The 24672-nt window shown below is 72.9% G+C and carries 20 protein-coding genes; 11 read left to right on the plus strand and 9 right to left on the minus strand.

Going from position 1 to position 24672, the window contains the following annotated elements; translation table 11 throughout:
• Nucleotides 1-31 precede the first annotated feature (31 nt).
• The 6 genes from OG435_RS40440 to OG435_RS40465 all read left to right on the plus strand — a co-directional run bounded on the left by OG435_RS40440 (nucleotide 32) and on the right by OG435_RS40465 (nucleotide 6418).
• Entirely contained in the window at nucleotides 32-544 is a 513-nt protein-coding gene (locus OG435_RS40440; RefSeq protein ID WP_266885014.1) for a MaoC family dehydratase, read from the plus strand.
• A 4-nt stretch (nucleotides 545-548) separates the two neighbouring features.
• Complete coding sequence (locus OG435_RS40445; RefSeq protein ID WP_266885016.1) at nucleotides 549-1754, plus strand: acyl-CoA dehydrogenase family protein; 1206 nt, start codon at nucleotides 549-551, stop codon at nucleotides 1752-1754.
• 175 nt (nucleotides 1755-1929) lie between these two features.
• Nucleotides 1930-2586, plus strand: a complete 657-nt coding sequence (locus tag OG435_RS40450; RefSeq protein ID WP_266885018.1) for a phosphatidylserine decarboxylase — start codon at nucleotides 1930-1932, stop codon at nucleotides 2584-2586.
• A 25-nt stretch (nucleotides 2587-2611) separates the two neighbouring features.
• A complete protein-coding gene (gene pssA / locus OG435_RS40455; protein ID WP_266886524.1) occupies nucleotides 2612-3433 on the plus strand; it encodes a CDP-diacylglycerol--serine O-phosphatidyltransferase in 822 nt (273 codons plus the stop codon).
• Between the two features lie 903 nt (nucleotides 3434-4336).
• Complete coding sequence (locus OG435_RS40460; protein ID WP_266885020.1) at nucleotides 4337-5830, plus strand: AlkA N-terminal domain-containing protein; 1494 nt, start codon at nucleotides 4337-4339, stop codon at nucleotides 5828-5830.
• A gap of 72 nt (nucleotides 5831-5902) precedes the next feature.
• Nucleotides 5903-6418, plus strand: a complete 516-nt coding sequence (locus OG435_RS40465) for a methylated-DNA--[protein]-cysteine S-methyltransferase (protein WP_266885022.1) — start codon at nucleotides 5903-5905, stop codon at nucleotides 6416-6418.
• Nucleotides 6419-6522: 104 nt separating this feature from the next.
• On the opposite strand, the gene OG435_RS40470 is transcribed toward OG435_RS40465, so the two are convergent.
• The 4 genes from OG435_RS40470 to OG435_RS40485 form a co-directional block, all read right to left on the minus strand.
• Nucleotides 6523-7359, minus strand: a complete 837-nt coding sequence (locus OG435_RS40470) for a class I SAM-dependent methyltransferase (RefSeq protein WP_266885025.1) — start codon at nucleotides 7357-7359, stop codon at nucleotides 6523-6525.
• A 96-nt stretch (nucleotides 7360-7455) separates the two neighbouring features.
• Nucleotides 7456-7884, minus strand: a complete 429-nt coding sequence (locus OG435_RS40475; protein WP_266885027.1) for a hypothetical protein — start codon at nucleotides 7882-7884, stop codon at nucleotides 7456-7458.
• A gap of 63 nt (nucleotides 7885-7947) precedes the next feature.
• Complete coding sequence (locus OG435_RS40480) at nucleotides 7948-8448, minus strand: NUDIX domain-containing protein (RefSeq protein WP_266885029.1); 501 nt, start codon at nucleotides 8446-8448, stop codon at nucleotides 7948-7950.
• Between the two features lie 37 nt (nucleotides 8449-8485).
• On the minus strand, nucleotides 8486-10267 hold the full coding sequence (locus OG435_RS40485; RefSeq protein ID WP_266885031.1) for a BCCT family transporter: 1782 nt from the start codon (nucleotides 10265-10267) through the stop codon (nucleotides 8486-8488).
• A 144-nt stretch (nucleotides 10268-10411) separates the two neighbouring features.
• Between OG435_RS40485 and OG435_RS40490 the strand changes: the two genes are divergently transcribed.
• The gene (locus tag OG435_RS40490; protein ID WP_266885033.1) at nucleotides 10412-11560 is read left to right on the plus strand and encodes a glycerate kinase; all 1149 of its coding nucleotides are present in this window, start codon (nucleotides 10412-10414) and stop codon (nucleotides 11558-11560) included.
• 222 nt (nucleotides 11561-11782) lie between these two features.
• On the opposite strand, the gene OG435_RS40495 is transcribed toward OG435_RS40490, so the two are convergent.
• On the minus strand, nucleotides 11783-12445 hold the full coding sequence (locus tag OG435_RS40495) for a cysteine hydrolase family protein (RefSeq protein WP_266885035.1): 663 nt from the start codon (nucleotides 12443-12445) through the stop codon (nucleotides 11783-11785).
• Between the two features lie 196 nt (nucleotides 12446-12641).
• Between OG435_RS40495 and OG435_RS40500 the strand changes: the two genes are divergently transcribed.
• Complete coding sequence (locus OG435_RS40500) at nucleotides 12642-13709, plus strand: GlxA family transcriptional regulator (RefSeq protein WP_266885037.1); 1068 nt, start codon at nucleotides 12642-12644, stop codon at nucleotides 13707-13709.
• Nucleotides 13706-16531, plus strand: coding sequence for a SpoIIE family protein phosphatase/ATP-binding protein (locus tag OG435_RS40505; protein WP_266885039.1), 2826 nt, complete (start codon nucleotides 13706-13708; stop codon nucleotides 16529-16531). The genes OG435_RS40500 and OG435_RS40505 overlap by 4 nt, the downstream gene beginning before the upstream one ends.
• A gap of 15 nt (nucleotides 16532-16546) precedes the next feature.
• Here the strand turns inward: OG435_RS40505 and OG435_RS40510 are convergent, their stop codons facing one another.
• The 4 genes from OG435_RS40510 to recQ form a co-directional block, all read right to left on the minus strand.
• A complete protein-coding gene (locus OG435_RS40510; RefSeq protein WP_266885041.1) occupies nucleotides 16547-17530 on the minus strand; it encodes an IS481 family transposase in 984 nt (327 codons plus the stop codon).
• A 265-nt stretch (nucleotides 17531-17795) separates the two neighbouring features.
• Nucleotides 17796-18377, minus strand: a complete 582-nt coding sequence (locus OG435_RS40515; protein WP_266885044.1) for a GNAT family N-acetyltransferase — start codon at nucleotides 18375-18377, stop codon at nucleotides 17796-17798.
• A 56-nt stretch (nucleotides 18378-18433) separates the two neighbouring features.
• Nucleotides 18434-20485, minus strand: coding sequence for a SpoIIE family protein phosphatase (locus tag OG435_RS40520; RefSeq protein ID WP_266885047.1), 2052 nt, complete (start codon nucleotides 20483-20485; stop codon nucleotides 18434-18436).
• A 143-nt stretch (nucleotides 20486-20628) separates the two neighbouring features.
• A complete protein-coding gene (gene recQ, locus OG435_RS40525) occupies nucleotides 20629-22725 on the minus strand; it encodes a DNA helicase RecQ (RefSeq protein WP_266885049.1) in 2097 nt (698 codons plus the stop codon).
• 178 nt (nucleotides 22726-22903) lie between these two features.
• On the opposite strand from recQ, the gene OG435_RS40530 reads away from it, so the two are divergent.
• Both OG435_RS40530 and OG435_RS40535 read left to right on the plus strand, forming a co-directional pair.
• A complete protein-coding gene (locus OG435_RS40530) occupies nucleotides 22904-23674 on the plus strand; it encodes a maleate cis-trans isomerase family protein (RefSeq protein WP_266885051.1) in 771 nt (256 codons plus the stop codon).
• Nucleotides 23675-23818: 144 nt separating this feature from the next.
• Nucleotides 23819-24643 (plus strand): PP2C family protein-serine/threonine phosphatase, encoded by an 825-nt coding sequence (locus OG435_RS40535; RefSeq protein WP_266885053.1) that lies wholly within the window; start codon nucleotides 23819-23821, stop codon nucleotides 24641-24643.
• The last annotated feature ends 29 nt before the right edge of the window (nucleotides 24644-24672 follow it).

A 24672-nucleotide genomic window follows, 5' to 3' on the forward strand; every position in this document is an offset into this window, starting at 1 on the left:
GGACCCGGGCGAGCACCCCGGAGGGGTCACCATGCAGTTTGGCCGCACCTACGAAGAGTTCACCCCCGGCGACGTCTACAAGCACTGGCCCGGGAAGACGGTCACCGAGTACGACGACCACCTCTTCTGTCTGCTGACCATGAACCACCACCCGCTCCACATGGACAGCAACTACGCGGAGAACACGACCGACTTCGGCAAGAACGTGGTCGTGGGCAACTACATCTACTCGCTGCTGCTGGGCATGTCGGTCCCGGACGTCTCCGGCAAGGCCATCGCCAACCTGGAGATCGAGTCCCTGCGGCACGTGGCGCCGACCTTCCACGGCGACACCATCTACGGCGAGACCACGGTCCTCGACAAGACCCCGTCGAAGTCGAAGAACGACCGCGGCATCGTCTACGTGGAGACCAAGGGCTACAAGCAGGACGGCACCCTCGTCTGCGTCTTCCGGCGCAAGGTGATGGTCCCGACCGAGACGTACATCAAGGAGCGCGGCGGCGAGCAGCCCGGCCGCCCCACGCTGAAGGAACAGGGGAAGTAGAACCATGAGCCGACTTGCCCAGACCGCCGGCCTGACGGACGACCAGAGGGACATCCTCAAGACCGTCCGGGAGTTCGTAGACAAAGAGATCATCCCGGTCGCGACCGAGCTGGAGCACCGGGACGAGTACCCGCAGCAGATCGTCGACGGACTCAAGGAACTCGGCCTCTTCGGCCTGATGATCCCGGAGGAGTACGGCGGCCTGGGCGAGTCGCTCCTCACGTACGCGCTGTGCGTCGAGGAGATCGCGCGCGGCTGGATGTCCGTCTCGGGCATCATCAACACGCACTTCATCGTGGCGTACATGCTCAAGCAGCACGGGACGCAGGAGCAGAAGGAGTACTTCCTCCCGCGCATGGCCCTGGGCGAGGTGCGCGGCGCGTTCTCGATGTCCGAGCCGGGGCTCGGCTCCGATGTGTCGGCCATCACCTCCAAGGCGGTGAAGGACGGCGACGAGTACGTCCTGAACGGCCAGAAGATGTGGCTGACGAACGGCGGCACGTCCACGCTGGTGGCCGTTCTGGTGCGCAGTGACGAAGGACACCCCGAGGGCACCGCGCCCCACAAGTCGATGACGACCTTCCTCGTGGAGAAGGAGGCCGGCTTCGGTGAGGTCCGGCCCGGCCTGACCATCCCGGGCAAGATCGACAAGATGGGCTACAAGGGCGTCGACACGACCGAGCTCATCATGGACGGACTGCGCATTCCGGCCAATCGGGTCCTCGGCGGGGCGACCGGCCGAGGGTTTTACCAAATGATGGACGGGGTCGAGGTCGGCCGCGTCAACGTGGCGGCCCGTGGCTGCGGCGTCGCACAGCGTGCGTTCGAGCTGGGTGTCTCATATGCCCAGCAACGTCACACTTTCGGCAAGGCCATCGCCGAGCACCAGGCGATCCAGTTCAAGCTGGCCGAGATGGCTACCAAGGTCGAAGCCGCCCATGCGATGATGGTCAATGCAGCACGCAAAAAGGACTCCGGGGAACGAAACGACCTCGAAGCAGGGATGGCGAAGTACCTCGCCTCCGAGTACTGCAAGGAGGTGGTGGAGGACGCGTTCCGTATCCACGGTGGCTACGGCTTCTCGAAGGAGTACGAGATCGAGCGCCTCTACCGTGAGGCACCCATGCTGCTCATCGGTGAAGGTACCGCCGAGATCCAGAAAATGATCATCGGGCGACGCCTGCTCGAGGAGTACCGGCTCCAGGGCTGAAAGTCCCTTTTGGGGTAAATCGTCCAGCGGTTTACCGCGAAAGAGTCACTGGCTCACGGCCATCGACTCGGCTTCTGGCTTGCCCAGTTGTTGCGCGCAACCGATAGCATTCCAGTAAAGCCGCCGTCCCGTCCCCCCGTTTGCGGCGCGGCATCACCCGCTACGAAGGTCATCCATGCCCCACAGCCAAACCTCTGCACCTCGCGTCGGCCTCCTCGGTGGACGCCTCGCGCGCGGAGCATCGCCGTGGCTTCTGCCGACCGTCGCCACCGCCGCCGTCAGCCTCGTCCGGGCCCGCAAGTCCGGACGCTGGGCGGCAGTGGCCGTGCCCACCACCGCGCTCGCGGCGGGCATGCTGTGGTTCTTCCGCGACCCCGAGCGTGAGATCACGCAGGGCAGGGTCATCTCGCCCGCCGACGGTGTGGTGCAGAGCATCATGCCGTGGAAGGACGGACGCACCCGCGTCGCGATCTTCATGAGCCCCCTGAACGTCCACGTCAACCGCGCGCCCCTCGCGGGCACGGTGACGTCCGTGGAGCACGTCCCCGGTGGATTCGTTCCGGCGTTCAACAAGGAGAGCGAGAACAACGAGCGCGTCGTCTGGCACTTCGACACCGAGCTCGGCGACATCGAGATGGTGCAGATCGCCGGCGCCGTCGCCCGTCGCATCGTCCCGTACCTGCCGGCCGGCACCAAGGTGGAGCAGGGCGAACGCATCGGTCTGATCCGCTTCGGCTCCCGCGTCGACATCTACCTCCCCGAGGGCGTCGAGGTCGCGGTCGAGGTCGGACAGGCCACCACCGCGGGGGTGACCCGAATTGACCGTGACTGACCCTGAGACTCCTGCCGCGGGCTGGGTGCCCGAGGCCTCCGAGGAGGAGTCGGCCGACGACGACATGCCGCTCTCACTGCGGCTGTCGATAGCGGACACCCTCACCCTCGGCAACGCGACCTGCGGATTCATGGCGGTGTACTTCACCACCACCGGGATCCTCATCCCGCACCTCACCGGCAGCGGCGGGTCGGGCATGGCCCGCAGCAGCGCCGCGACGGCAGTGATACTGATGCTGCTCGCCGCGGTCTTCGACCTCTTCGACGGCATCGTGGCCCGCAAGCTGCGCAGCTCGCCGATGGGCGCCGAGCTGGACAACCTGTCCGACCTGATCAGCTTCGGGCTGGCGCCCGCGTACTTCGTCCTCGTCTGGGGCATGGTCGCCGACGACGCGGTGCAGAAGATGTCGGCGCTGGCGGCGATCGTGGTCCTGCTGGCGGTCGTCCTGCGCCTCGCGAGATTCAGCTGCGTGGTCATGAAGGACGGCATGTTCCAGGGCATGCCGAGCCCCTTCGGTGCGCTCACGGTCGTCTCGATCGTGCTGCTGGAGCTGCCGTTCATCCCGACCCTGCTGGCGATCGTCGGCGTGGCCTGGCTGATGGTGAGCCGGGTCGAGTACCCCAAGCCGCGGGGTGTCCTCGCGGTGGCGATGCTCAGCTGGATCGTCGCTGCGATGGGGCTGCTGGCCGCGTGGGCGTTCGACGCGCCGGGCGGCGGGGCGCTGCTCCAGACCGGCTGCGCGCTGCAGATCGCTCTGGCGGCGACCATCCCGCTGTTCGCGACGACCCGTCGCGCGAACACGTTCCGCCACAACCGTCGCGAGGCGAGGGCCACCCAGGCCCCGTAGCCTCCCGCCGTACCCGCAAGGGCCCCCGACCGCCACTAGGCGGGCGGGGGCCCTTCCGCATGCGGGCCGCTGCGCGGGGCTTGGAGGGGGCGGGCGGGCCCACCCTGCGCTGTGCCTGCGCGGGGCCGCCTGTACGCCCTGCGCGGGGCCCTGGGCCCTTGCGGGGGGGCCGGATCGGCGGCGGGGCCGCTTGTGCCGCTGCGCAGGGCGGAGTCCCCTACCCGCCCTTCCACCGTTCCCCGGGCTCCGCCCGGACCCCTTGCCTCGTGCGGCGCCGTTCCCGGGGGCCAGCCCCCGGACCCCCGCTCCTCAAACGCCGGAGGGGCTGGATGTGGCAGACGCCGGAAGGGCCGGATTCTGCAGACGACGGAGGGGCTGGATTCGGCAGACGCCGGAAAGGCTGGAATGTGCAGGGCCGGGGCTGGATGGCGCGGAGCGCCATTTCAGCCGTCCGGCGTTTGAGGACCGGGGTCTGGGGCGGAGCCCCAGGGGGTCCGGGTGCGGCCCGGGACCCCTCCAGCCCCGCCGGCGTTTGAGGCGCGGGTCCGGGCAGCACCCGGGGAACGGGCGAAGGGCGGGTAGGGGACCCAGCCCAGCGCAGCGGCAAGGGGTGCCGCGGGGACTCCGGCCCGCGCGGCGGCACAGGTCGCAGGGGGGCCCAGCCTCGCGCGGCGGCACAGGTCGCCGCGGGGGCTTCGGCTCGCGGCGCTGGGACACGGCCCCGTCGGCGCCGCGCCGTGGGGCGGCGGCAGGGGGACGGCTCGCCGTCGGGGGCGCGGTGCGGCCAGGGGCTGCGCGCAGCCGGGATCCGGCGGCGGGGCCACGGGCCGGTGCGGACCGCGCCTAAGCTTGGTGTCGGAAAACCGCCAGCCCGGGGGCCGGCCGCCCGGGAGGATGGGAGCCATGTACACCGACACGGAGCGTTGCGTACGGGCCGTCCAATCGAAGGACGCGCGGTTCGACGGCTGGTTCTTCACCGCCGTCAGGACCACCGGGATCTACTGTCGCCCCAGCTGCCCCGCCGTACCGCCCAAGGTCGAGAACATGACCTTCCTGCCCAGCGCCGCCGCCTGCCAGCAGAACGGGTACCGCGCCTGCAAGCGGTGCCGGCCCGACACCTCCCCCGGCTCCCCCGAGTGGAACGCCCGCGCCGACGCCGTCGCCCGGGCCATGCGCCTGATCCAGGACGGCGTGGTCGACCGCGAGGGCGTCCCGGGGCTGGCCTCCCGGCTCGGGTACTCCGCCCGCCAGGTGGAGCGCCAGCTCGGCGCCGAGCTCGGGGCCGGGCCCCTCGCCCTGGCCAGGGCCCAGCGCGCGCAGACCGCCCGGCTGCTGATCGAGACCTCGGGGCTCCCGATGGGCGACATCGCCTTCGCCGCCGGGTTCTCCTCGATCCGGACCTTCAACGACACCGTCCGCGAGGTGTTCGCCCTGGCCCCGAGCGAGCTCCGGGCGCGGGCGGCGACCCGGGGCACCGCCCCGGGTCCCGGAGCCGCCCAGGTGCCCGGCACCATCAGCCTGCGGCTCCCCTTCCGCGCCCCGCTCACCCCCGACAACCTCTTCGGCCACCTCGCCGCGACCGCCGTACCCGGGGTCGAGGAGTGGCGGGCGGGCGCCTACCGCCGCACGCTGCGGCTCCCGTACGGCACCGGCGTCGTCGCCCTCACCCCGCGGCCCGACCACATCGGCTGCCGGCTCGCCCTCACCGACCTGCGCGACCTGACCATCGCCATCAGCCGCTGCCGCCGGCTCCTGGACCTCGACGCGGACCCCGAGGCCGTCGACGAGCAGCTCAGCGCCGACCCGCTGCTGGCCCCGCTCGTGGCCAAGGCTCCCGGGCGCCGGGTGCCGCGTACGGTCGACGCGGAGGAGTTCGCCGTACGGGCGGTCCTCGGGCAGCAGGTGTCGACCGCGGCGGCCCGTACGCACGCGGCGCGTCTGGTGCGCGCCCACGGCGAGCCGGTGGCCGACCCCGACCCCGAGGGCGGGCTGACGCACCTGTTCCCCACCTCGCAGGCCCTGGCCGGGATCGATCCCGAGTCGCTCGCCCTGCCGCGCAGCCGGCGCACCACCTTCACCACGCTCGTCTCGGCCCTCGCCGACGGCTCGCTCCCGCTCGGGATCGACAGCGACTGGGAGGCGGCCCGCGCACGGCTGGGGGCGCTGCCCGGCTTCGGTCCGTGGACCACCGAGATCATCGCGATGCGGGCCCTGGGCGACCCGGACGCCTTCATCCCGGCCGACCTGGGGATCCGGCGGGCCGCGCAGGGGCTCGGCCTGCCCTCCACGCCCGCGGCGCTGACCGCCCGCGCGGCGCACTGGCGGCCCTGGCGCGCGTACGCCGTGCAGTACCTGTGGGCCACCGAGGACCACGCCATCAACGTCCTGCCCGCCTGACCATCCGGCCGCCTGGCCGTCTGGCCGTCTGGCCGTCCGACCCAACCGAACTTCCGAGGAGTACGAGCCGTCATGAGCAGCAGCACCAGGACCAGTACCAAGCAGCACACCGTCGTGGACAGTCCCTACGGGCCGCTGACCCTCGTCGCCGCCGACGGGGTCCTGTGCGGCCTCTACATGACCGGACAGCGTCACCGCCCGGCCGAGGAGGCCTTCGGGGAACGCGTCGCGGCCGGTGAGGCCCCCTTCCCGGAGGTGCTGCGGCAGCTGACCGCGTACTTCGCCGGGGAGCTCACCGCCTTCGACCTGCCGGTCCGGCTGGAGGGCACCGAGTTCCAGCGCAGCGTGTGGGAGCAGCTCGTACGGATCCCCTACGGGCAGACCTGGTCCTACGGGGAGCTGGCCGCCAAGCTCGGCAAGCCGAACGCCTCCCGCGCGGTCGGGCTCGCCAACGGCAAGAACCCGGTCGGCATCATCGTCCCGTGCCACCGCGTCATCGGAGCCTCCGGCTCCATGACCGGCTACGGCGGCGGCATCGACCGCAAGGTGCGACTGCTGGCCTTCGAGTCCGGGGCCGAGCAGCTCTAGGGCCCGTCCGCCGCCCGGGGTTGGCGCCGTCGCCCTCCAGCTCGGCCGCGGTGCGGCCCGGGGCGACCACCCGCTCGGCGAACTCCCGCACTTTCGGGGTCGGCCTACCCCCGAGTGACTCCGGGCGCCCCCGGCCCCCCGGGCTTCCAGCCCCAGGCCGTGAGCATGCCGGGCGACAGCCCGGCGTACGCCGGTGACCCCAGCAGCCGCACGGCCTCGGCGAGCCGGTCCTCGTCGAGGAGCCCCGTCGCCAGCATGTCCGTCCGGGCCCGGTCCCAGGTGTCCGCCCAGAACCGGCTGATCGCGCTGCCCGGCAGCAGCGGTGGTACGTGGATCTCGGCCGCCACCGATTCCAGCCCCGCCGCCTCCAGCAGCTCGGGGTGGTCGACCACCCTCGACACGTCCGTCCCGATGCCGTCGCGCAGCGCGCGCCACATGGCCCGCATCGCGTCGCCGTACGGGGTGCGGGGCGCGGAGTCCGTCGTCAGGTCCACGGCGTCGCTGATCACCAGGACCCCGCCGGGGACGAGGAGTTCGCCGAGCCGCGAGATCAGCCGCGGCCGATCCGGCAGGTGCATGAGGACGAACCGGGCGTGGACCAGCCGGAAGAGCCCCGGGGCGAATCCCTCCGCGGTGACGTCCGCCTGGAGCGGAGTCAGCCCCGGCACCGGGTGCGCCGTGAGGAACCGTACGTCCCGGTCCACGGCGAGTACCTCCGCGACCCCCGCCTCCTCCAGCAGCCGGCGCGCCACCGTCCCGGTGCCCGCCCCGATGTCGAGGCAGGTCCAGCCCGGGCCCACTCCCAGCCGTCGCAGCCGGGACATGGTCGTGGCGTCGTAGGTGAGGGAGCCTAGGTCGATCCGGTCTCCTTCGCCCGCAGCCTCGGGGCGGAAGACCCGCTCGCCGTAGCGCCCCGGGCCCTCGGGCCCCGTGCCGGTCATGGGCCCATTGTCGCAAGGGGGCGGGGACACCACACCTCGGAGGCGGGGACGAGGGGCCGGCGGTCCACGTGGATGTGGACGCCCTGGAGGGACCGGCTAGATCACCACCAGCGGGACCAGCAGCGCGAAGGCGGCGCCGGCCTCGACCGCGTAGCCGTACAGGGACGGGTGCTGGACGGGGGCCGCGAGCAGGACCACGCTCTGCTGGGCCGCGGCCGCGCCCACCCAGTCGGCGTCGGCGCCGAGGCCGCCCTGGTACCAGCCCTCGCAGGAACCGGGGCCGGTGACGGCGAGGACGTCGTCCTCGCGGCGGTAGAAGGCCTGCCATCCCTCGGCCGGTGCGGACCAGGCCTCGAAGTCGGTGAACTGCGCCCAGCCGCCGTCGCGGATCGCGGTGTCGAACATCCAGACCGGCACCCCCTCGGGGGTGACCTCGCCGCTCTCCTGCTGATCGGTGGTGAAGTGGACCATGGGCAGGGCGTCGGGCCCGTCCGCGGTACTGGGCCAGGCGTACATCGTGATCATCTGCTGAATTCTGTCCTGCTCGGTGTAGGCACGGAATAACGAGCGGAAGGCGCGTGGAAGCGGCTACGAGGCCTGCGACCTGCGGCCGTTCTCCAGCTCCACGGTGCCCTCGCCGGACTGCAGTACGCGGTACGCCTCCTGGGTGCGCAGGCCCAGGGATCCGAGCAGATGGTCCGTCAGCGCGGCCGGATCCACCAGCCGCCACGAGAGCAGCTCCTCCTCCTGGAGCTTGATGGAGGCGAGCTGTGCGGCATCGAGCACGCCGCCGCCGTAGAGGTAGGCGACGAGCGGGGGCCGGCCCGGGCCGGTGGACCAGTCGACGGCGAGCAGCCGGCCGAGCGGCACGTCGATGCCGATCTCCTCGGCGCTCTCCCGGCGGGCGGCCGTGCGCGGGGACTCCCCCGTGTCCGACTCGATCGTGCCGCCGGGCAGGGCCCAGCCCTCCCGGTAGTTGGGCTCCACGAGGAGCACCCGGCCCTCGGCGTCCCGGAAGAGGGCGGCCGCGCCGGCCAGCACCCGGGGCAGGCTCGCGATGTAGGTGGCGTAGTCATCCGTGGTGGTCACCGCGCAACCCTACCCAGCCGCCCCGGGCCCGCGGGGATCACCCTTCCGGGGTGGACCCGCCGCCGGAACCGCCGCCGGTTCCGCCGCCCGTGCCGTCCTCGCGGTCGCGGTTCCTCGACTCCGCCACGCGCCGCAGGCGGGGGTGGCGGGCCGGGCCGTGTTCGGTGATGGCGTCGCCGACCATGGCCTTGACCGCGTCCCGCATCCCGTGCAGGGGGTGGTGGCGGACGGGGCCCGCGCCCGGGTCCGCCCGCAGTTCCTTCACCAGGGCCCAGCACAGGACCAGCATCACCACCACGAAGGGCAGCGCGACCAGGATGGTGGCCGTCTGGAGGGACTTCAGGCCGCCCGCGACGAGGAGTACGGCGGCCACGGCGGCCATCAGCACGCCCCAGGTGACCACGAGCCAGGTCGGCGGGTGCAGGGAGCCGCGGCTGGTGAGGGAGCCCATGACGAGGGAGGCGGAGTCGGCGCTGGTGACGAAGTACGTCATCACCAGGAGCATCGCGATCCACGAGGTGACCGTGCCGAGCGGGAGCGCGTCGAGCATCGCGAAGAGCGAGGCCTCGGTGCCCTCCTTGGCCTTGGCGGCCATGTCGGCGACGCCGGTGGAGTCGAGGCGGATCGCGGTGCCGCCCATGACGCAGAACCAGACGACGGTGGCGCCGCTGGGGACCAGGAGCACGCCGACGAGGAACTCGCGGATGGTGCGGCCGCGCGAGATGCGGGCGATGAAGGTGCCGACGAAGGGCGCCCAGGAGAGCCACCACGCCCAGTAGAAGATCGTCCACGCTCCGAGCCACTCGCTGTCGGTGAAGGCGCCGGTACGGGTGGCCATCGGGAGCAGTTCGTGCAGGTAGCTGCCGACGCTCGCCGGGATCACGTCGAGGATGTAGACGGTCGGGCCGAGGACGAAGACGAAGGTCATCAGGGCCGCGGCGAGCACGATGTTGATCGTGCTGAGCCATTTGACGCCCTTGTGCAGCCCGGAGAAGGCGGAGAGCACGAAGGCGGCGGACAGCGATCCGATGATGATCAGCTCGACCGTCGTCGAGTCCTCGATGCCGGTGGTGATGTTGAGGCCCTTGGCCACCTGAAGGGCGCCGAGGCCGAGGCTGGTGGCGGTGCCGAAGACGGTCGCGAAGACGGCGAGCAGATCGATGGCCTTGCCCTGCCAGCCGTTGGCGCGCTCCTCGCCCATGAGGGGGACGAAGGCGGAGCTGAGGCGGTTGCCGCGGCCCTTGCGGAAGGTCGCGTAGGCGAGCGCGAGGCCGGCGATGCCGTAGATCGCCCAGGGCGTGAGGGTCCAGTGGAAGAAGGAGTAGTCGAGCGCGGCGCGGGCGGCGTCGCCGGTGCCGGGGGCCGCACCCGAGGCCGGGGGCGGGTTCAGGTAGTGGGTGAGCGGCTCGCCCACCCCGTAGAACATCAGCCCGATGCCCATGCCCGCGCTGAACATCATCGCGATCCACGCGAGGTTCGTGAACTCCGGCTCCGAGTCGTCCTTGCCGAGGCGGATCCGGCCGAAGCGGCTGATCGCGAGCACGACGCACATGACGAGGAACACATCGGCGGCGATCACGAAGAGCCACGCGAAGTTGCTCAGCACCCAGGCCAGCGCGCTGCTCGACGCCGAGTCGAAGGAGCTCTTGCCCAGGGCCGCCCATCCGACCACGGCCAGGACGCAGACCACTCCGATCACCACGACCGTGAGGTCGGGCGTCCCGTCCGTGCCGTCGGCGCCGCCGGCGCCGCGGCCGGGGCCCGCGGACCCGCCACCTGGGGAATCCGGACGTGACTGTTCCAGTGAATCCGTGCTCATGCGGCCACACTATGCAGGCGTATATCCATATTTAGGGGCATGCCGCGCCGGGTGTGGCCCAGGCCACGCATGGGCATAGGAGGATCCTCCGGATAGGCTCATGGGTGGCGCGACTGCACTGTTCGATAGCAAGGGATTAGCAAGGTGACGGACGGAGCAGTAACTGAGACCGCGCGCGTGCTCATCGCCGCGGACAAATTCAAGGGCTCGCTCACGGCCGTTCAGGTCGCGGAGCGGGTCACGGCAGGCCTTCGCAAGGCCGTACCGGGCGTGGAGATCGAGACCCTCCCCGTCGCGGACGGCGGCGACGGTACGGTCGCGGCCGCTGTGGCGGCCGGTTTCGAACGCCGGGAGGTACGGGTCACCGGACCGCTCGGTGACCAGGTCACGGCCGCTTTCGCGCTGCGCGAGGGCACCGCGGTGGTCGAGATGGCGGAGGCCTCCGGCCTCCAGCTGCTGCCGGCGGGTGTCTTCGCCCCGCTGACGGCGACCACCTACGGCTCCGGCGAACTGCTGAAGGCCGCACTCGACGCGGGAGCGCGCTCGATCGTCTTCGGTGTGGGCGGCAGCGCCACCACCGACGGCGGTGCGGGCATGCTGGCCGCGCTGGGCGCGGTGTTCCTGGACGCGAACGGTGAACCCGTCGGTCCGGGCGGCGGCGCGCTGGCCGGGCTGGCCTCGGCCGACCTGTCGGGCATCGACCCCCGCATCAAGGAGATCGACTTCGTCCTGGCGAGCGACGTGGACAACCCTCTGACGGGTCCGAAGGGCGCTCCGGCGGTCTACGGCCCGCAGAAGGGGGCGTCGCCCGAGGACGTGGCGACGCTGGACGCGGCGCTGGCGCACTTCGCGGTGGTACTGGAGAAGTCGATCGGCTCCCTGGCCGCCGAGGCCGCGGTGTCGCCCGGCGCGGGCGGAGCGGGCGGCATCGGCTACGGGGCCCTGCTGCTCGGTGCCTCGTTCCGCCCCGGCATCGAGCTGATGCTGGAGGTGCTCGGCTTCGCGCCGGCGCTGGAGCGGGCCACGCTGGTCATCACCGGTGAGGGTTCGCTGGACGAGCAGACCCTCCACGGCAAGGCTCCGGCCGGTGTCGCGGCGGCGGCCCGTGCGGCGGGCAAGCCGGTGGTGGCGGTCTGCGGCCGGCTGCTGCTGACGCAGGAGGCGCTCGAGGCGGCGGGGATCCGGAAGGCCTACCCGCTCACGGATCTGGAGCCGGATCCGGCGGTGTCCATCCCGAACGCGGGGCCGCTGCTCGAGCGGGTCGCGGAGATCATCGCGGGCGACGTCCTCTGACGAGGCGTCCGCCCTGCCCGGAGGCCCGGATCCCCTGACGGGGGGTCCGGGCCTCCGGCGTTCCCGGTCCTCGGGGCAGGGCGGCCCTGCGGGGCTGTCCCCTACCCGCCCTTCCACCGTTCCCCGGGCTGCGCCCGGACCCCTCCTGGGGCTGCGCCCCAGGGAACGGTGGAAGGGCGGGTAGGGGAACTCCGCCCCGCGCAGCGGCACACCGCGGCAGGGTCAGGCCCGCGCAGCGGCCGGAGCCGCGGTGCGGGCCGCGGTCACGAGTTCCGCGGTGGTGACGATCCGGGCGAAGTCGCCGCCCTGGAGGTTGACCGCGGTCGCCGTGGCGAGCTGGTCCGCCGTCAGGCGGGGTGCGCCCGGGCCCGGTCCGGCGGCCAGGTCGAAGGTGTGCGTGGCATCGAGCGGCACGAGGACCTCGTACCCCAGGTTCCCCGCCATCCGGGCCGTGGTCTCGACGCACATGTTCGTCTGGATGCCGGCGACGACGAGCTGACCGACACCCTGGGCGGTGAGCCAGTCGGCCAGGTCCGGGGTGCCGTAGAAGGAGGAGTTCACGGACTTCGTGATGTGCAGCGCGGCCCCGTCGGCCCGCTCGGCGACGAACTCCTTGAAGGCGTAACCGGGCTGGTCCGGCGCCAGGACCGAGCCGGGGGTACGGGAAGCGTGCTGCACGAGCACGACCGGGCGGCCGGTCTGCTCCCAGGCGTCCATCAGCGCGGCGATGTTCTCCTCGGCGGCGGGGTTGTTGCGCGGCCCCCAGAAGTCGGAGTCGTCGAAGCCCTGTTGGACGTCGATGACGAGCAGGGCGCTGTTCGCCGCGATCTCGGTGTCGTTCACGGTGTCGTTCTCGGTGTCGATCACGGTCTCGTTCGTCGTCATGCCCTCATCCTGGGCGGCCGGCGTCCCTCGAACCAGTGCCGACCGGCCCACGAACCGATGGGATCCTGCCACCGTGGCAGTTCGGGCCCGGCGAACTCCGCAGCGGGGCTCCGCCCCAGGTCGGGGGCCTCGCGGCGGCATCCGCCGGGGGTCCGGCCCTCCCCTTCGGCCGGACCTGCGTGGCAGACTCTCGGCCATGCACCGCGTCGCGATCGTCGTCCAGCCCGGCATCCGCGCTTTCGACCTGGCCGTCATCACCGAGGTCTGGGGGCACGACCGCGGCCACCGCGGGGTACCGCCCTTCGAGCTGCGCCGGTGCGCCCTCGCCACCGGCCCGATCCCGCTCCCCGGCGGGCTCTCCCTGACCCCGGACCGCGGGCTCGACTGGCTCGCCACCGCCGACCTCGTCGTGGTCCCCGCGCTGGACCGGCCCTGTGATCTGACGCCCGAGCCGGTCCTCGCCGCCCTGCGGGACGCCCACGCCCGGGGCATCCCCGTGGCCGCCCTGTGCGCCGGGGCCTTCATTCTCGCCGAGGCCGGGCTGCTGGCGGGCCGCCGGGCCGTGACGCACTGGTCGCTGGCCCCGGCGCTGGCGGGCCGGTACCCCGCCGTGCGCGTCGAGGAGGCCCCGCTCTACGTCGGGGACGACGGGCTGTGGACCTCCGCCGGAGTCGCCTCCGGCATCGACCTCTGCCTGCACCTGGTCCGCGAGGCCCACGGCTCCGAGGCCGCCGCGGCCATCGCCCGCGCGATGGTGACCGGCCCCTTCCGCACCGGCGAGCACGCCCAGTACCTGGACCGCCCGACCCCGCTCGCCGACCGGACCGCCGAGGCACTGGCCCTCGTACGGGAGCGGGCGCTCGGGCGGCTGCACGAGGCGCTGGACGTGGCCACCCTGGCCCGGTGGGCCGGGATGTCACCGCGCTCCTTCGCCCGGCACTTCGCCGCGGCCACCGGAACCACCCCGCACAAATGGCTCCTGGGCCACCGCCTGGACGAAGCCCGCAAACTGCTGGAGCGCACCGATCATCCGGTCACCGAGGTGGCCCGGCGGGCGGGATTCGCCAGCGAGGTCACCTTCCGCCAGCACTTCACCTCGTACGTCGGCACGAGCCCCCGTGCGTACCGCGCGGCCGCCACCGCACCAGGACCCCCAGGACCCCCAGGACCCCTGGGGCCCCTGGGGCCCCTGGGGCCCCTGGGGCCCCTGGGGCCCCTGGGGCCTCCCCCAAACCACGCCGACAGTGTTAGAAATGGCTCATGACCGGACGTTTTGGCCTAGCCAGGGGCTCCGAGGGAGCGCCCGAGGACAGGCCCCCGCCCGAGGACGGGTCCCCACCCGGAACCGGGCCCGGACGCTCCCGGCTGTCCGCGCACCTCTCGCTCGGTGCCCGTAGCGTCGCCGGCCAGGTCTTCGCCCTTCAGGCCGTCCTCGTGCTGGTGCTGATCACGGCCGCCGCCACGGCCCTGTTCGTCCAGGCCCGGTACGACAGTCAGCGCGACGCCCGCAACCGCTCACTCGCCGCCGCCGAGGCCTTCGCGCACGCCCCCGGCCTCCCGGCGGCCCTGGAGTCCGCCGATCCCACGGCCGCGCTCCAGCCGCTGGCCGAGGGCGCCCGCCGGGGCTCGGGCGTCGACTTCATCGCCGTCATGACCACCGACGGGATCCGGTTCACCGACTCCCAGCCCGAGCTGATCGGGCAACGCGCCACCGGCGACCTCTCCCGCGCCGCGGCCGGGCAGGCCTTCACCGAGACCTTCGAGGGGAAGCCGAGCGACGTGGTCCGCGCCGTGGTCCCCGTACGGGACTCCGCGGGCGCGGTGGTCGGCCTGGTCGCCACCGGCATCGAGGTCGAGAACGTCGGCGACGTGGTGGAGGCCCAGCTGCCCCTGCTCCTCGGCGCGGCCACCGGCGCCCTGCTGCTGGGCACCGGCGGCGCGGCCCTCGTCAGCCGCCGGCTGCGGCGCCAGACCCGGGGCCTCGGCGAGGCCGAGATGACCCGGATGAACGAACACCACGAGGCGGTCCTGCACGCCGTCCGCGAGGGCGTCCTGATCATCGACGCCGAAGGCCGGCTGCTGCTCGCCAACGACGAGGCCCGCCGCCTCCTCGACCTGCCCGCCGACGCCGAGCTGCGGCACGTGGGCGAGCTCGGCCTCGATCCGCCGACGGCCGCGCTGCTGGCCTCCGGGCGGGCCGCCACCGACGAGGTCCACCGGTCGGGCGACCGGCTCCTCGCCGTGAACGTCCGCCCGACCAAGCCCCACGGGGGCCGCCCGACGGGCACCGTGACCACCCTGCGGGACTCCACCGAGCTCGCCGCGCTCTCCGGCCGGGCCGCGGTCGCCCGCGACCGCCTCCAGCTGCTCTACGACGCCGGTGTGCGCATCGGTACCACCCTGGACGTGGTGCGCACCGCCGAGGAGCTCTCCGAGGTCGCCGTCCCGCGGTTCGCGGACTTCGTCACCGTCGAGCTGCTGGAGCCGGTGCTGCGCGGGGAGGAGCCCGGCGGCGGGGCGCACACCGAGATGCACCGGGCCGCCATCAGCGGGATCCGCGTCGATTCGCCGCTCCAGCCGGTGGGCGACGTGATCCGCTTCGTGGTGCCGACCGCGCCGATGGCGGCGGCCCTGGACGCCGGGCGGGCGGTGCTCGCGTCCGATCTGAACACCGCCTTCGGCTGGCGGGCCCAGGACCACGACGGCACCCGGGTGGCGCTGGAGTACGGGCTGCACTCGCTGATCTGCGTACCGCTCCAGGCCCGTGGGGTGGTGCTCGGCATGGCCAACTTCTGGCGGGCCGACACCCCCGAGCCCTTCGACGGGGAGGACCTGTCCTTCGCCGAGGAGCTGGCGGCGCGGGCCGCGGTCTCCATCGACAACGCCCGCCGCTTCACGCGCGAGCACGCGGTGGCGGTGACCCTCCAGCGCAGTCTGCTGCCGCGGGTGCTGCCCGATCTGAGCGCCGTGGACGTCGCCTTCCGGTACCTACCCGCGAAGGCGGGGGTGGGCGGGGACTGGTTCGACGTGATCCCGCTCGCCGGGACCCGGGTCGCGCTGGTCGTCGGCGACGTGGTGGGGCACGGGGTGCACGCCGCCGCCACCATGGGCCGGCTGCGGACCGCCGTGCACAATTTCTCCACCCTCGACCTGCCGCCCGACGAGCTGCTGGGCCACCTCGACGAGCTGATCGACCGGATCGACCAGGACGAGTCCTCGGCCGACGAGGGCGCCGGGGAGGGCGAGTCCGCGGGCGTCACCGGCGCCACCTGCCTCTACGCGGTGTACGACCCGGTGTCCGGCCGCTGCACGATGGCCAGCGCGGGCCACCCCGGCCCGGCCCTGGTCGGGCCCGACGGCGGGGTCGAGTACCCCGAGCTGCCGATCGGGCTGCCGCTGGGCGTCGGCGGGATGCCCTTCGAGGCGGTGGAGCTGAAGCTGCCCGAGGAGAGCCGGCTCGTGCTGTTCACCGACGGGCTGCTGGAGGACCGCGACCGGGACTTCGACACCGGACTGGCCCTGCTCACCGAGGCCCTGTCCCGGCCGGACCGCAGCCCCGACCAGGCCTGCGCCGACGTCCTGGCCGCGCTGCTGTTCCCGGCGCCGAGCGATGACATCGCGCTGCTCATCGCCGACACCCGGCGGCTCCCGGCCGACCGGATCGCGGAGTGGGAGGTGCTCCCGGACCCCTCGGACGTGTCCCGGGTCCGCCGGGCGGGCTCCGCGCAGCTCACCGCGTGGGGCCTGGGGGACGTCACCTTCACCGCCGAGCTCATCCTGAGCGAGCTGATCACCAACGCCATCCGCTACGGGACCCCGCCGATCCGGGTCCGGCTGCTCCGGGACCGCACCCTGATCTGCGAGATCTCCGACGGCAGCAGCACCTCGCCGCACCTGCGCTACGCCGCCACCACCGACGAGGGCGGACGCGGCCTGTTCCTCGTCGCCCAGTACGCGGAGCGCTGGGGCACCCGCTACACGGACCGCGGCAAGGTGATCTGGGCGGAGCTCCCCCTGACGGGCGCGGGGGAGCCGGCGCCCCCGGCCGTCGTGGACCTGGACGCCCTGGAGGACCTGGCCTGGTAGCGGGGGCGGATCGGCCTAGGTGTATTGACCCGCGGCGTTGTTCACGCGGCTGATGGGTGGCTTGCCTGCGAGCGCGGTGTGGCAGCGGTGGTGGTTGTAGGTGTGGAGGAGGTCTGCCAGCGCTGCTGTCCGCTCGTCGTTGGAGGTGTAGGGCCGCAGGTAGGCCCATTCGTCGAGGAGGGTGCGGTTGAAGCGTTCGACCTTGCCGTTGGTCTGGGGCCGGTAGGGCCTGATCTTCTTGTGGGTGATGCCGGCTGAGGCCAGGGTCTGGGTGAACAGCCTGGACTTGTAGCAGGCGCCGTTGTCCGTCAGGACGCGTTCGACGGTGATGCCGTGGGCGGCGAAGAAGGTGTTGGCCCGCTGCCAGAACCCGGCGGCGGTGTCCTGCCGCTCGTCGGCCAGGACCTCGCTGTAGGCGAGGCGGGAGTGGTCGTCCACGGCGGAGTGGATGTAGGAGTAGCCGATCACCGGCGTGCTGCTTCTGCGCTGGTCGGTGGTGGCTTGCCGGTTGCGGTCGCCGGCTGTCCGGCCCACGGCCCGCCATCCGCCGCCGTCGGGGATGTTGCCGAGTTTCTTGATGTCGACGTGAACGAGTTCGCCTGGCCGGTCGCGTTCGTAGCGGCGGACCGGCTCGCCGGTGGGCCGGTCCAGCCAGGCCAGGCGGTGCAGGCCGTGCCGGACCAGGATCCGGTGCACGGTTGAGGCGGGCAGGTCGAGGATCGGCCCGATCCGGGCAGGGCCGAGCTTGCGGCTTCGCCGGAGTTCACAGACCCGGGCTTCGACCGCGGCGGGTGTCCGGTGGGGTGTCGTGCGCGGGCGGCTGGAACGGTCGGCCAGTCCCGCGTCGCCTTCCGTGCGCCAGCGTCGGACCCCTTTGTGAGCGGTGGCCCTGGATATGCCCATCTCGGCCGCGACATGCGCGACAGGGCGGCCGGAGCCGACACGTTCGACCAGCAGTCGCCTACCGAAGACGGTCAGCCGGGCATTACGGTGGGACACGAAGACCTCCGTTGCGCAATGGGTTCCTAGACAGCTCCCACCACACCGGAGGTCTTCGCCATGTTCAAGACCTACCGACTGTCAACAACGCTCGTGATCAATACACCCGTCTCTTTCGGATCTTGCCGGTCAGGCCGCGTCGTCCGGTGCCGTGCCTCGGCGCGCTGCCGGGGCTCCCGCGTACTGGACGTACTCGGGTGCCGCGGCAGTGCGGCGAGGCGCGGTGCCGGGCGGCGCGGGCCAGGCAAGATCCGAAAGAGACGGCCTAGAGGCGGGCGGCGAGCCGGGCCTTGGCCTCCGGCCATTCCTCGGCCAGCAGGGAGAAGTACACGGTGTCGCGCCAGGTGCCGTCCGGTCGGCGGCGGTGGCGGCGCAGGACGCCTTCGCGGTGCGCTCCGAGGCGGGTGATCGCGGCCTGGGAGCGGGTGTTGAGGTGGTCCGTCTTGAGCTGGACCCGGCCCATGCCGAGGTCTTCGAAGGCGTGGGTGAGCAGGAGCAGCTTGGCCTCGGTGTTGACGGCGCTGCGCCAGTACGCGCGTCCGTACCAGGTCCAGCCGATCTCCAGGCGTTCGTGGTCCGGGCTGATGTCGAGGTACGTGGTCCAGCCGATGGCCTTGCCGCTCTCGAGGTGGACGACGGCGAAGGGCAGGTAGTCGCCCTCGAGCACGGCGTCGAGCCTGGCGCCCAGCTCCTCCCGCGTCCGCGGCGCGGGGCCGCCCTGCCAGCGCCAGACCTCCTCGTCGCGGCCGCCGGCCTCGTACAGGTCGGGGAGGTGGCTCCGGGTCAGCGGCTCCAGGCGGACGTGGCGGCCCGTGAGCGTGATGGGGGACGGCGACTTGGCAGACATGAGGAGAAGATAGCCCGGGATTGAACTAGGGGCAATCCATTATTGCGCTAGTGCAATCATCGCATCCGGGCCAGCAGCACCGCCACATCGTCCTGCGGGGCCTCCGGGAGGAGGCGCTCCAGGATCGTGTCGCACAGGACCTCAAGCGGCTCCCCCGCCCCCCTCAGGGCGCCCGCCAGTCCCGCCATCCCCTCGTCCAGGTCCCGATCCCGGGACTCGATCAGGCCGTCCGTGTAGAGCACGAGCAGGCTGCCCGGGGCGAGCCGGACCTCCTCCGTGCGGAACTCCCGTCCGCCCGTGCCGAGCGGGGTTCCCGGCGGGCCCTCCAGGAAGGTCACCGCCCCGGCCGCCGTGACCACGGCCGGCGGCGGGTGGCCGGCGCGGGCGATGACGCACGCCCCCGTCAGCGGGTCGTGGACGGCGTAGACGCACGTGGCCATCTCGTCCTCGCCGAGGTCGGCCACCACCGCGTCCAGCGAGCGGAGCATCTGCTCCGGGGTCACCTGCTGCCGCGCCAGGGTCCGTACGGCGGTCCGCAGCTGGCCCATGACCGCGGCCGCGTGGATGCCGTGGCCCATCACGTCGCCGATCACCAGGCCGGTCCGGCCGTCCGGCAGCTCGATCACGTCGAACCAGTCGCCGCCGACGTCGTGGTCGCTGGCCGGCAGGTAGCGGCCGGTCAGCTCCAGGCCGGCGACCTCGGGCAGCGCGTTGTTGGTCAGGCTCCGCTGCAGCGTCAGGGCCGCCGCGCGCTGGGTGGTGTACATCCGGGCGTTGTCGATGTTCAGGGCCGCGCGGGCGGCCACCTCGTCGATGAGCACGCAGTCCTCGTGGTCGAAGACGTCGCGCCCGCGCACCCGGGTCACCACCACCACCCCGAGCACCTGGCCGCGGGCCACCAGCGGAACCATCCGGGCGCAGCCGAGGGTGGCCAGGTAGGCGCGCAGCGCGGCCGCGCGCGGATCCTTGATCAGGGCCGGGATGTCGGCCGTGAAGAGGTTCATGGCCTGGCCCTCGGTGATGACCTGCTCGTAGGCGGTGTGGGCCGGGATCTGGAAGGTCTGCCCGGCGACGAGTTTGGCGGTGGGTGCGGCCGGGTCCGGGAAGAGGGCGGCCAGCCGGCGCAGCAGGCCCCGGGTGGACGCGCCGGCCTCGTCCGGATCCAGTACGGCTTCCAGGAGCTGTACGTCGGCCGAGTCCGCGAGCTGCGGTACCAGCACCTCCACGAGCTCCTGGGCCGTCTGCTTCAGGTCCAGCGTGGTGCCGATGCGGGTACCGGCCTCGGCGAGCAGGGCGAACCTGCTGCGCGCCCGCTCCGCCTCCGCCTGGGCGCGCTGCCCGTCGGTGATGTCGATGAGGGAGGCGATCAGGCCGAGCCGCCGCCCGGAGCCGTCCACCAGTGGGGCGTAGGAGCAGGACCAGGTCCGGTCGTGGTCGGGGTCGGCGGGGGTGCGGCCGGTGCGGCGGACGTCCACGACGGCGGAGCCGCATTCCAGCACCTTGCGCATGAGCCGTTCGAGTGCGGCGGCGTTGACCCCGGGCACGACCTCGGTGAGCCGTTTGCCCACGTGCTCGGCGGCGGACACCCCGTTCATCCGGGCCAGGGCGTCGTTGACGCGCAGGAAGCGCAGGTCCGGGCCGAGGGTGCCGAGGCCGATCGGCGACTGGGTGAACAGGCTCTGCAGGGCGGCGAGCGAATCGCGCATCCGCAGGACCTCGGAGGTCTCCACGGCGATGAGCATGGAACCGGTGCGCCCCTGCGGATCCGGGGAGGGCAGGATCCACATCTCCATGGCGACCTGGTGTCCGTCGCGGTGGCGCACGGGCAGCGTGCCGACGACCGTCTCCCCGGCCTGGACCCGGCGGGTCAGCTGGTCGGCGAGCTCGTGGTTGGCGTCGGGGACGAGCACATCGGAGCCCGGGCGGCCGAGGATGTCCTCGGGGCGGTGGCCGAGCAGGTCCTGGGCGGCCAGCGACCACTCGATGACGAGCCCGTCGGCGTCCTCCCGCCACAGGGCGATCGGCAGCAGCTCGCTCAGCACGCCCGCGTACCCGACAGCAGCCACCGGCTGGTCCGGTACCTCGCTCGTCTCCTGGTACGTGTCCAATGCGCCGACCTCACCCCAGGGGGCCCGATTCCTTCCGATTCACCCTATCCGAGCCTCAGCCGACCGGCGCTGTGTCGGGCCGGACGGGGCGGTCGCCCCTCCCCGACCCGGCCGGGCGGGGCCGGACCGCCGCTCCCGGTCGCCTACTCCCAGTCGTCCCAGGGCGGGTCGATGTCCTCGTCCTCCGGGCCGAAGAGCGACTCCCCCGCACGCGGGTCCGGCTGCGCCTGGGCGGGCGGGGCTGCGGCCGGGGCGGGCACGACCACCGGGGTGGCCGCGGCGGGCGGGACGGCCCGGGCGGTGGCGGCCGGGGCGGGCGGCGGGACCGGCGCCGGGGCGCTCGCGGTCTCCGCCGCCGGGCCACCCGCTCCCGGCTCGGGCCGAGCGCCGCCCAGGGTCTTCAGGATGCCCTCGGCGTACTTGGCGAGCTTCGCCTCGCCGACTCCGTTGATCGTGCCCAGCTCCGCTACCGTCGCGGGCAGCTGCGTCGCGATCTCCCGCAGCGTCGCGTCGTGGAACACGACGTACGCCGCCACGCCCTGCTCCCGCGCGGTCTCGGCGCGCCATGCGCGCAGGGACTCGAACACCGGCACGGCGGCCGCCGGCAGGTCGACCGGTACCCGGCCGCCCTTCCCGGAGCGCGATCCGCCGGACTCCCTGCGGGAGGAGCCGGGCGCCGGCGCCGTCTCCTTGCGCATCGGCACGCTCCGGCGGCCGCCCAGCACCTCGCCGCTGGCCTCGGTCAGCACCAGCGTGCCGTAGTCGCCCTCCACCGCCAGCAGTCCGAGCGCCAGCAGCTGCCGGACGACCCCGCGCCATTCGTTCGTGCCCAGGTCGGCCCCGATGCCGAACACCTTGAGCCCGTCGTGGTCGAACTGGATGACCTTGGCCGTCTTCTTGCCCTGGAGGATGTCGATGATCTGGCCGGCGCCGAACTTCTGCCGGCGCTCCTTGGCCAGCCGCCACACCGTGGACAGCAGCTTCTGCGCCGCGACCGTCCCGTCCCAGGACTCGGCCGGCGTCAGGCAGGTGTCACAGTTCCCGCAGTCCGGCGCGCCGGTCTGCCCGAAGTACGCCAGCAGCCGCACCCGGCGGCAGCCGACCGTCTCGCACAGCGCGAGCATCGCCTCCAGGTGTCCGGCCAGCGCACGGCGGTGCGCCTCGTCGCCCTCGGAGCCCTCGATCATCTTGCGCTGCTGCACCACGTCCTGGAGCCCGTACGCCAGCCAGGCGGTCGCCGGCTCACCGTCGCGGCCGGCGCGGCCGGTCTCCTGGTAGTAGCCCTCGACCGACTTGGGCAGGTCCAGGTGGGCCACGAAGCGCACGTCCGGCTTGTCGATGCCCATGCCGAACGCGATCGTGGCCACCACCACGACCCCGTCCTCCCGCAGGAACTTCGACTGGTTCGCCGCGCGCGCCCGGGAGTCCATGCCCGCGTGGTAGGGCACGGCATCGATGCCCTGCTCGACCAGGGCGGCCGCCGTCTTCTCCACCGACGCCCGCGACAGGCAGTACACGACCCCGGCGTCCCCGGGGTGCTCGGTGCGGATCAGCTCCAGCAGCTGCTTGACCGGGTTGTTCTTCGCCACGATCCGGTACTGGATGTTCGGCCGGTCGAAGCCGGCCACGAAGTGGCGGGCCTCCTCCAGGCCCAGGCGCGCCGCGATCTCGGCGTGCGTGGACTCGGTGGCCGTCGCGGTCAGCGCGATCCGGGGCACCTTCGGCCAGCGCTCGTGCAGCATCGACAGCGCGAGGTAGTCGGGCCGGAAGTCGTGGCCCCACTGGGCGACGCAGTGCGCCTCGTCGATGGCGAAGAGCGAGACCGTGCCCCGGTCGAGGAGCCGCTGCGTCCCTTCGGTGCGCAGCCGCTCGGGCGCCAGGTAGAGCAGGTCGAGCTCGCCGGCGAGGAAGGCCTGCTCGACCGCGCGCCGGTCGTCGGACAGCTGCGTCGAATTGAGGAACCCGGCCCGCACCCCGAGCGCGTTGAGGGCGTCCACCTGGTCCTGCATCAGGGCGATCAGCGGGGAGATCACCACTCCGGTGCCCGCTCTGACCAGCGCCGGGATCTGGTAGCAGAGCGATTTGCCGCCGCCGGTGGGCATCAGCACCAGCGCGTCGCCACCGCCGGCGACGTGCTCGATGATCTGCTGCTGCTCGCCGCGGAACGAGTCGTACCCGAAGACGCGGTGGAGCACCTGCTGGGCGTCGGGGATCTCGACGGCTACTTCCGAAGGGGTCATCCCAGAAGCCTAGCGACCTCCTCGGACACATCCGCCCGGATCCCGTCGACCCTGTGGATATCCGGGAGGGACCCCACGGTCCCGCACGGGGCGGCGGCGCGGCCGGGCGCCCCGGCGGGCCGACCGGTGACACAGTGGAAGATCTCCCGTATCTCCCGGCCTCCGAGAGGAACACGCGATGTGGCAGCCCGACGGGTGGGACGTGCGCGTCCGCCTCGGCGTCCTCACCCCGCACGCCGATGTCGGCCCCGAGTCGGAGCTGCGCGCCATGGCTCCGGCCGACGTGGGCCTGCACACCGCCCGGGTGCCGTTCCGTGCGATGGGGCGCGGCGGCGCGATGGACGCCACCATTCCGCTCGCCCCCGTACGGGCCTTCGCCGAGCCCCCGCACCTGGACGACGCCGCCGAGCTGCTGGCGGCCGCCCCGGTGTCGGTGATCGCCTACGCCTTCACCAGCTCCGCCTACGTCATCGGCCCGCGCGGGGAGGGGTACATGCTGGACCGGCTGCGCGAGCGCACCCACGGGCTGCCCGTGGTCGCCACCTGCGCCGCCACCGCCGAGGCGCTCCGGGCGCTGGACGTGGGCCGGCTCGCCCTCGTGGACCCGCCGTGGTTCGACGAGACCCTGAGCGACCTGGGCCGGGGCTACTACGAGGACGCCGGGTTCGAGGTCCCGTACGCCGCGCCCTGCGGCCTGCCCAGCGGGCAGACCCTCATCGGGCCGCGCGCCCTGCACGACTGGGTGTCCGCGCAGGTCCCCGACACGGCGGAGGCGGTGGTCATCGGCGGCAACGGGTTCCGCGCCGTCGGGGCGATCGCGGCCCTGGAGGCCACCCTGGGACGCCCGGTCCTGACCGCGAACCAGACCCTCCTCTGGGCGGCCCTGCGCGCGGCGGCCACCCCGACCACCCCGATCACGGACTACGGCCGGCTGTTCCGGACGGCCTGAAGGCCCCGGAGCCTCCCCGGCACCGCGGTTCCCCGGCCCCGGCACCCCGGCCACCTGCGCGCCGCGCGCCGAGCCGAAATATGATGGGCCCGGGTCTTTCGCGCAGCGGAAGCAGGGGCACATGGACGTATCGCGGAGCGGTCCGTGAACCCGCGCCGGCCTGCCCGGCCCGACAGCGCGGATCTGCTGAGCATGCTGGGCCGGCTCACCGCCCAGGCTCGGGAGGGCGCCGAGCTGCAGCAGGCCCGGGTGGAGCTGGCCGAGGCCCTGCAGCGCGAGTTGCTGCCCTCTTCCCTGCCCGTGGTGCCGGGGCTGAGGATCGCGGCCCGGTACGCGCCCGCCCGGCGCGGTCTGGAGATCGGCGGTGACTGGTACGACGGTTTCCGGGTGGCGGGCGGGGCCATCGCCTTCTCCATCGGCGACGTACAGGGGCACGATGTGGCGGCCACCGCCTTCATGGGGCAGGTCCGGGTGTGTCTGCGCGCCGTGGCCGCCGTCGTCCTCGATCCCGGCGAGGTGCTGAGCCAGGCCAACGACGTGCTGCTCTCGATGGACAGCGAGCTGTTCGCGACCTGTAGTCTGCTCCGCTTCGATCCGCGTACGTGGGAGCTCCAGACGGCCCGGGCCGGCCACGTCCCCACCGTCTGGGCCACCGTCGACGGCCGGTACGGCGTCACCGAGGACGCCGGCGGCCCTCCGCTGGGCACGGTCGCCGGTGCCCGGTACCCGGTGACCCGCCGGAGGCTGACGGAGGCGGGTTCCATCGTCCTGGTCACCGACGGGGTGGTCGAGGGGCCGTCGTTCCCGATCGAGGTGGGGCTGGAGCGCGTGGCCCGGATCCTCGGGCAGGCGGCGGGGACCGATCCCGACGAGCTGGCCGCCGAGGTGATGAAGGTGGCCGATTTCACCGGCCACGCCGACGACGCCGCGGTGCTCGTCCTCAGCCACGACGCGGCCGGGCCCCGCTGACCCTCCCCTGCCCCCGCCCCCGACAACCG

Origin of the sequence: Streptomyces sp. NBC_01264 (assembly GCF_026340675.1) — a bacterium.
In the GTDB taxonomy this organism is placed as follows: domain Bacteria; phylum Actinomycetota; class Actinomycetes; order Streptomycetales; family Streptomycetaceae; genus Streptomyces.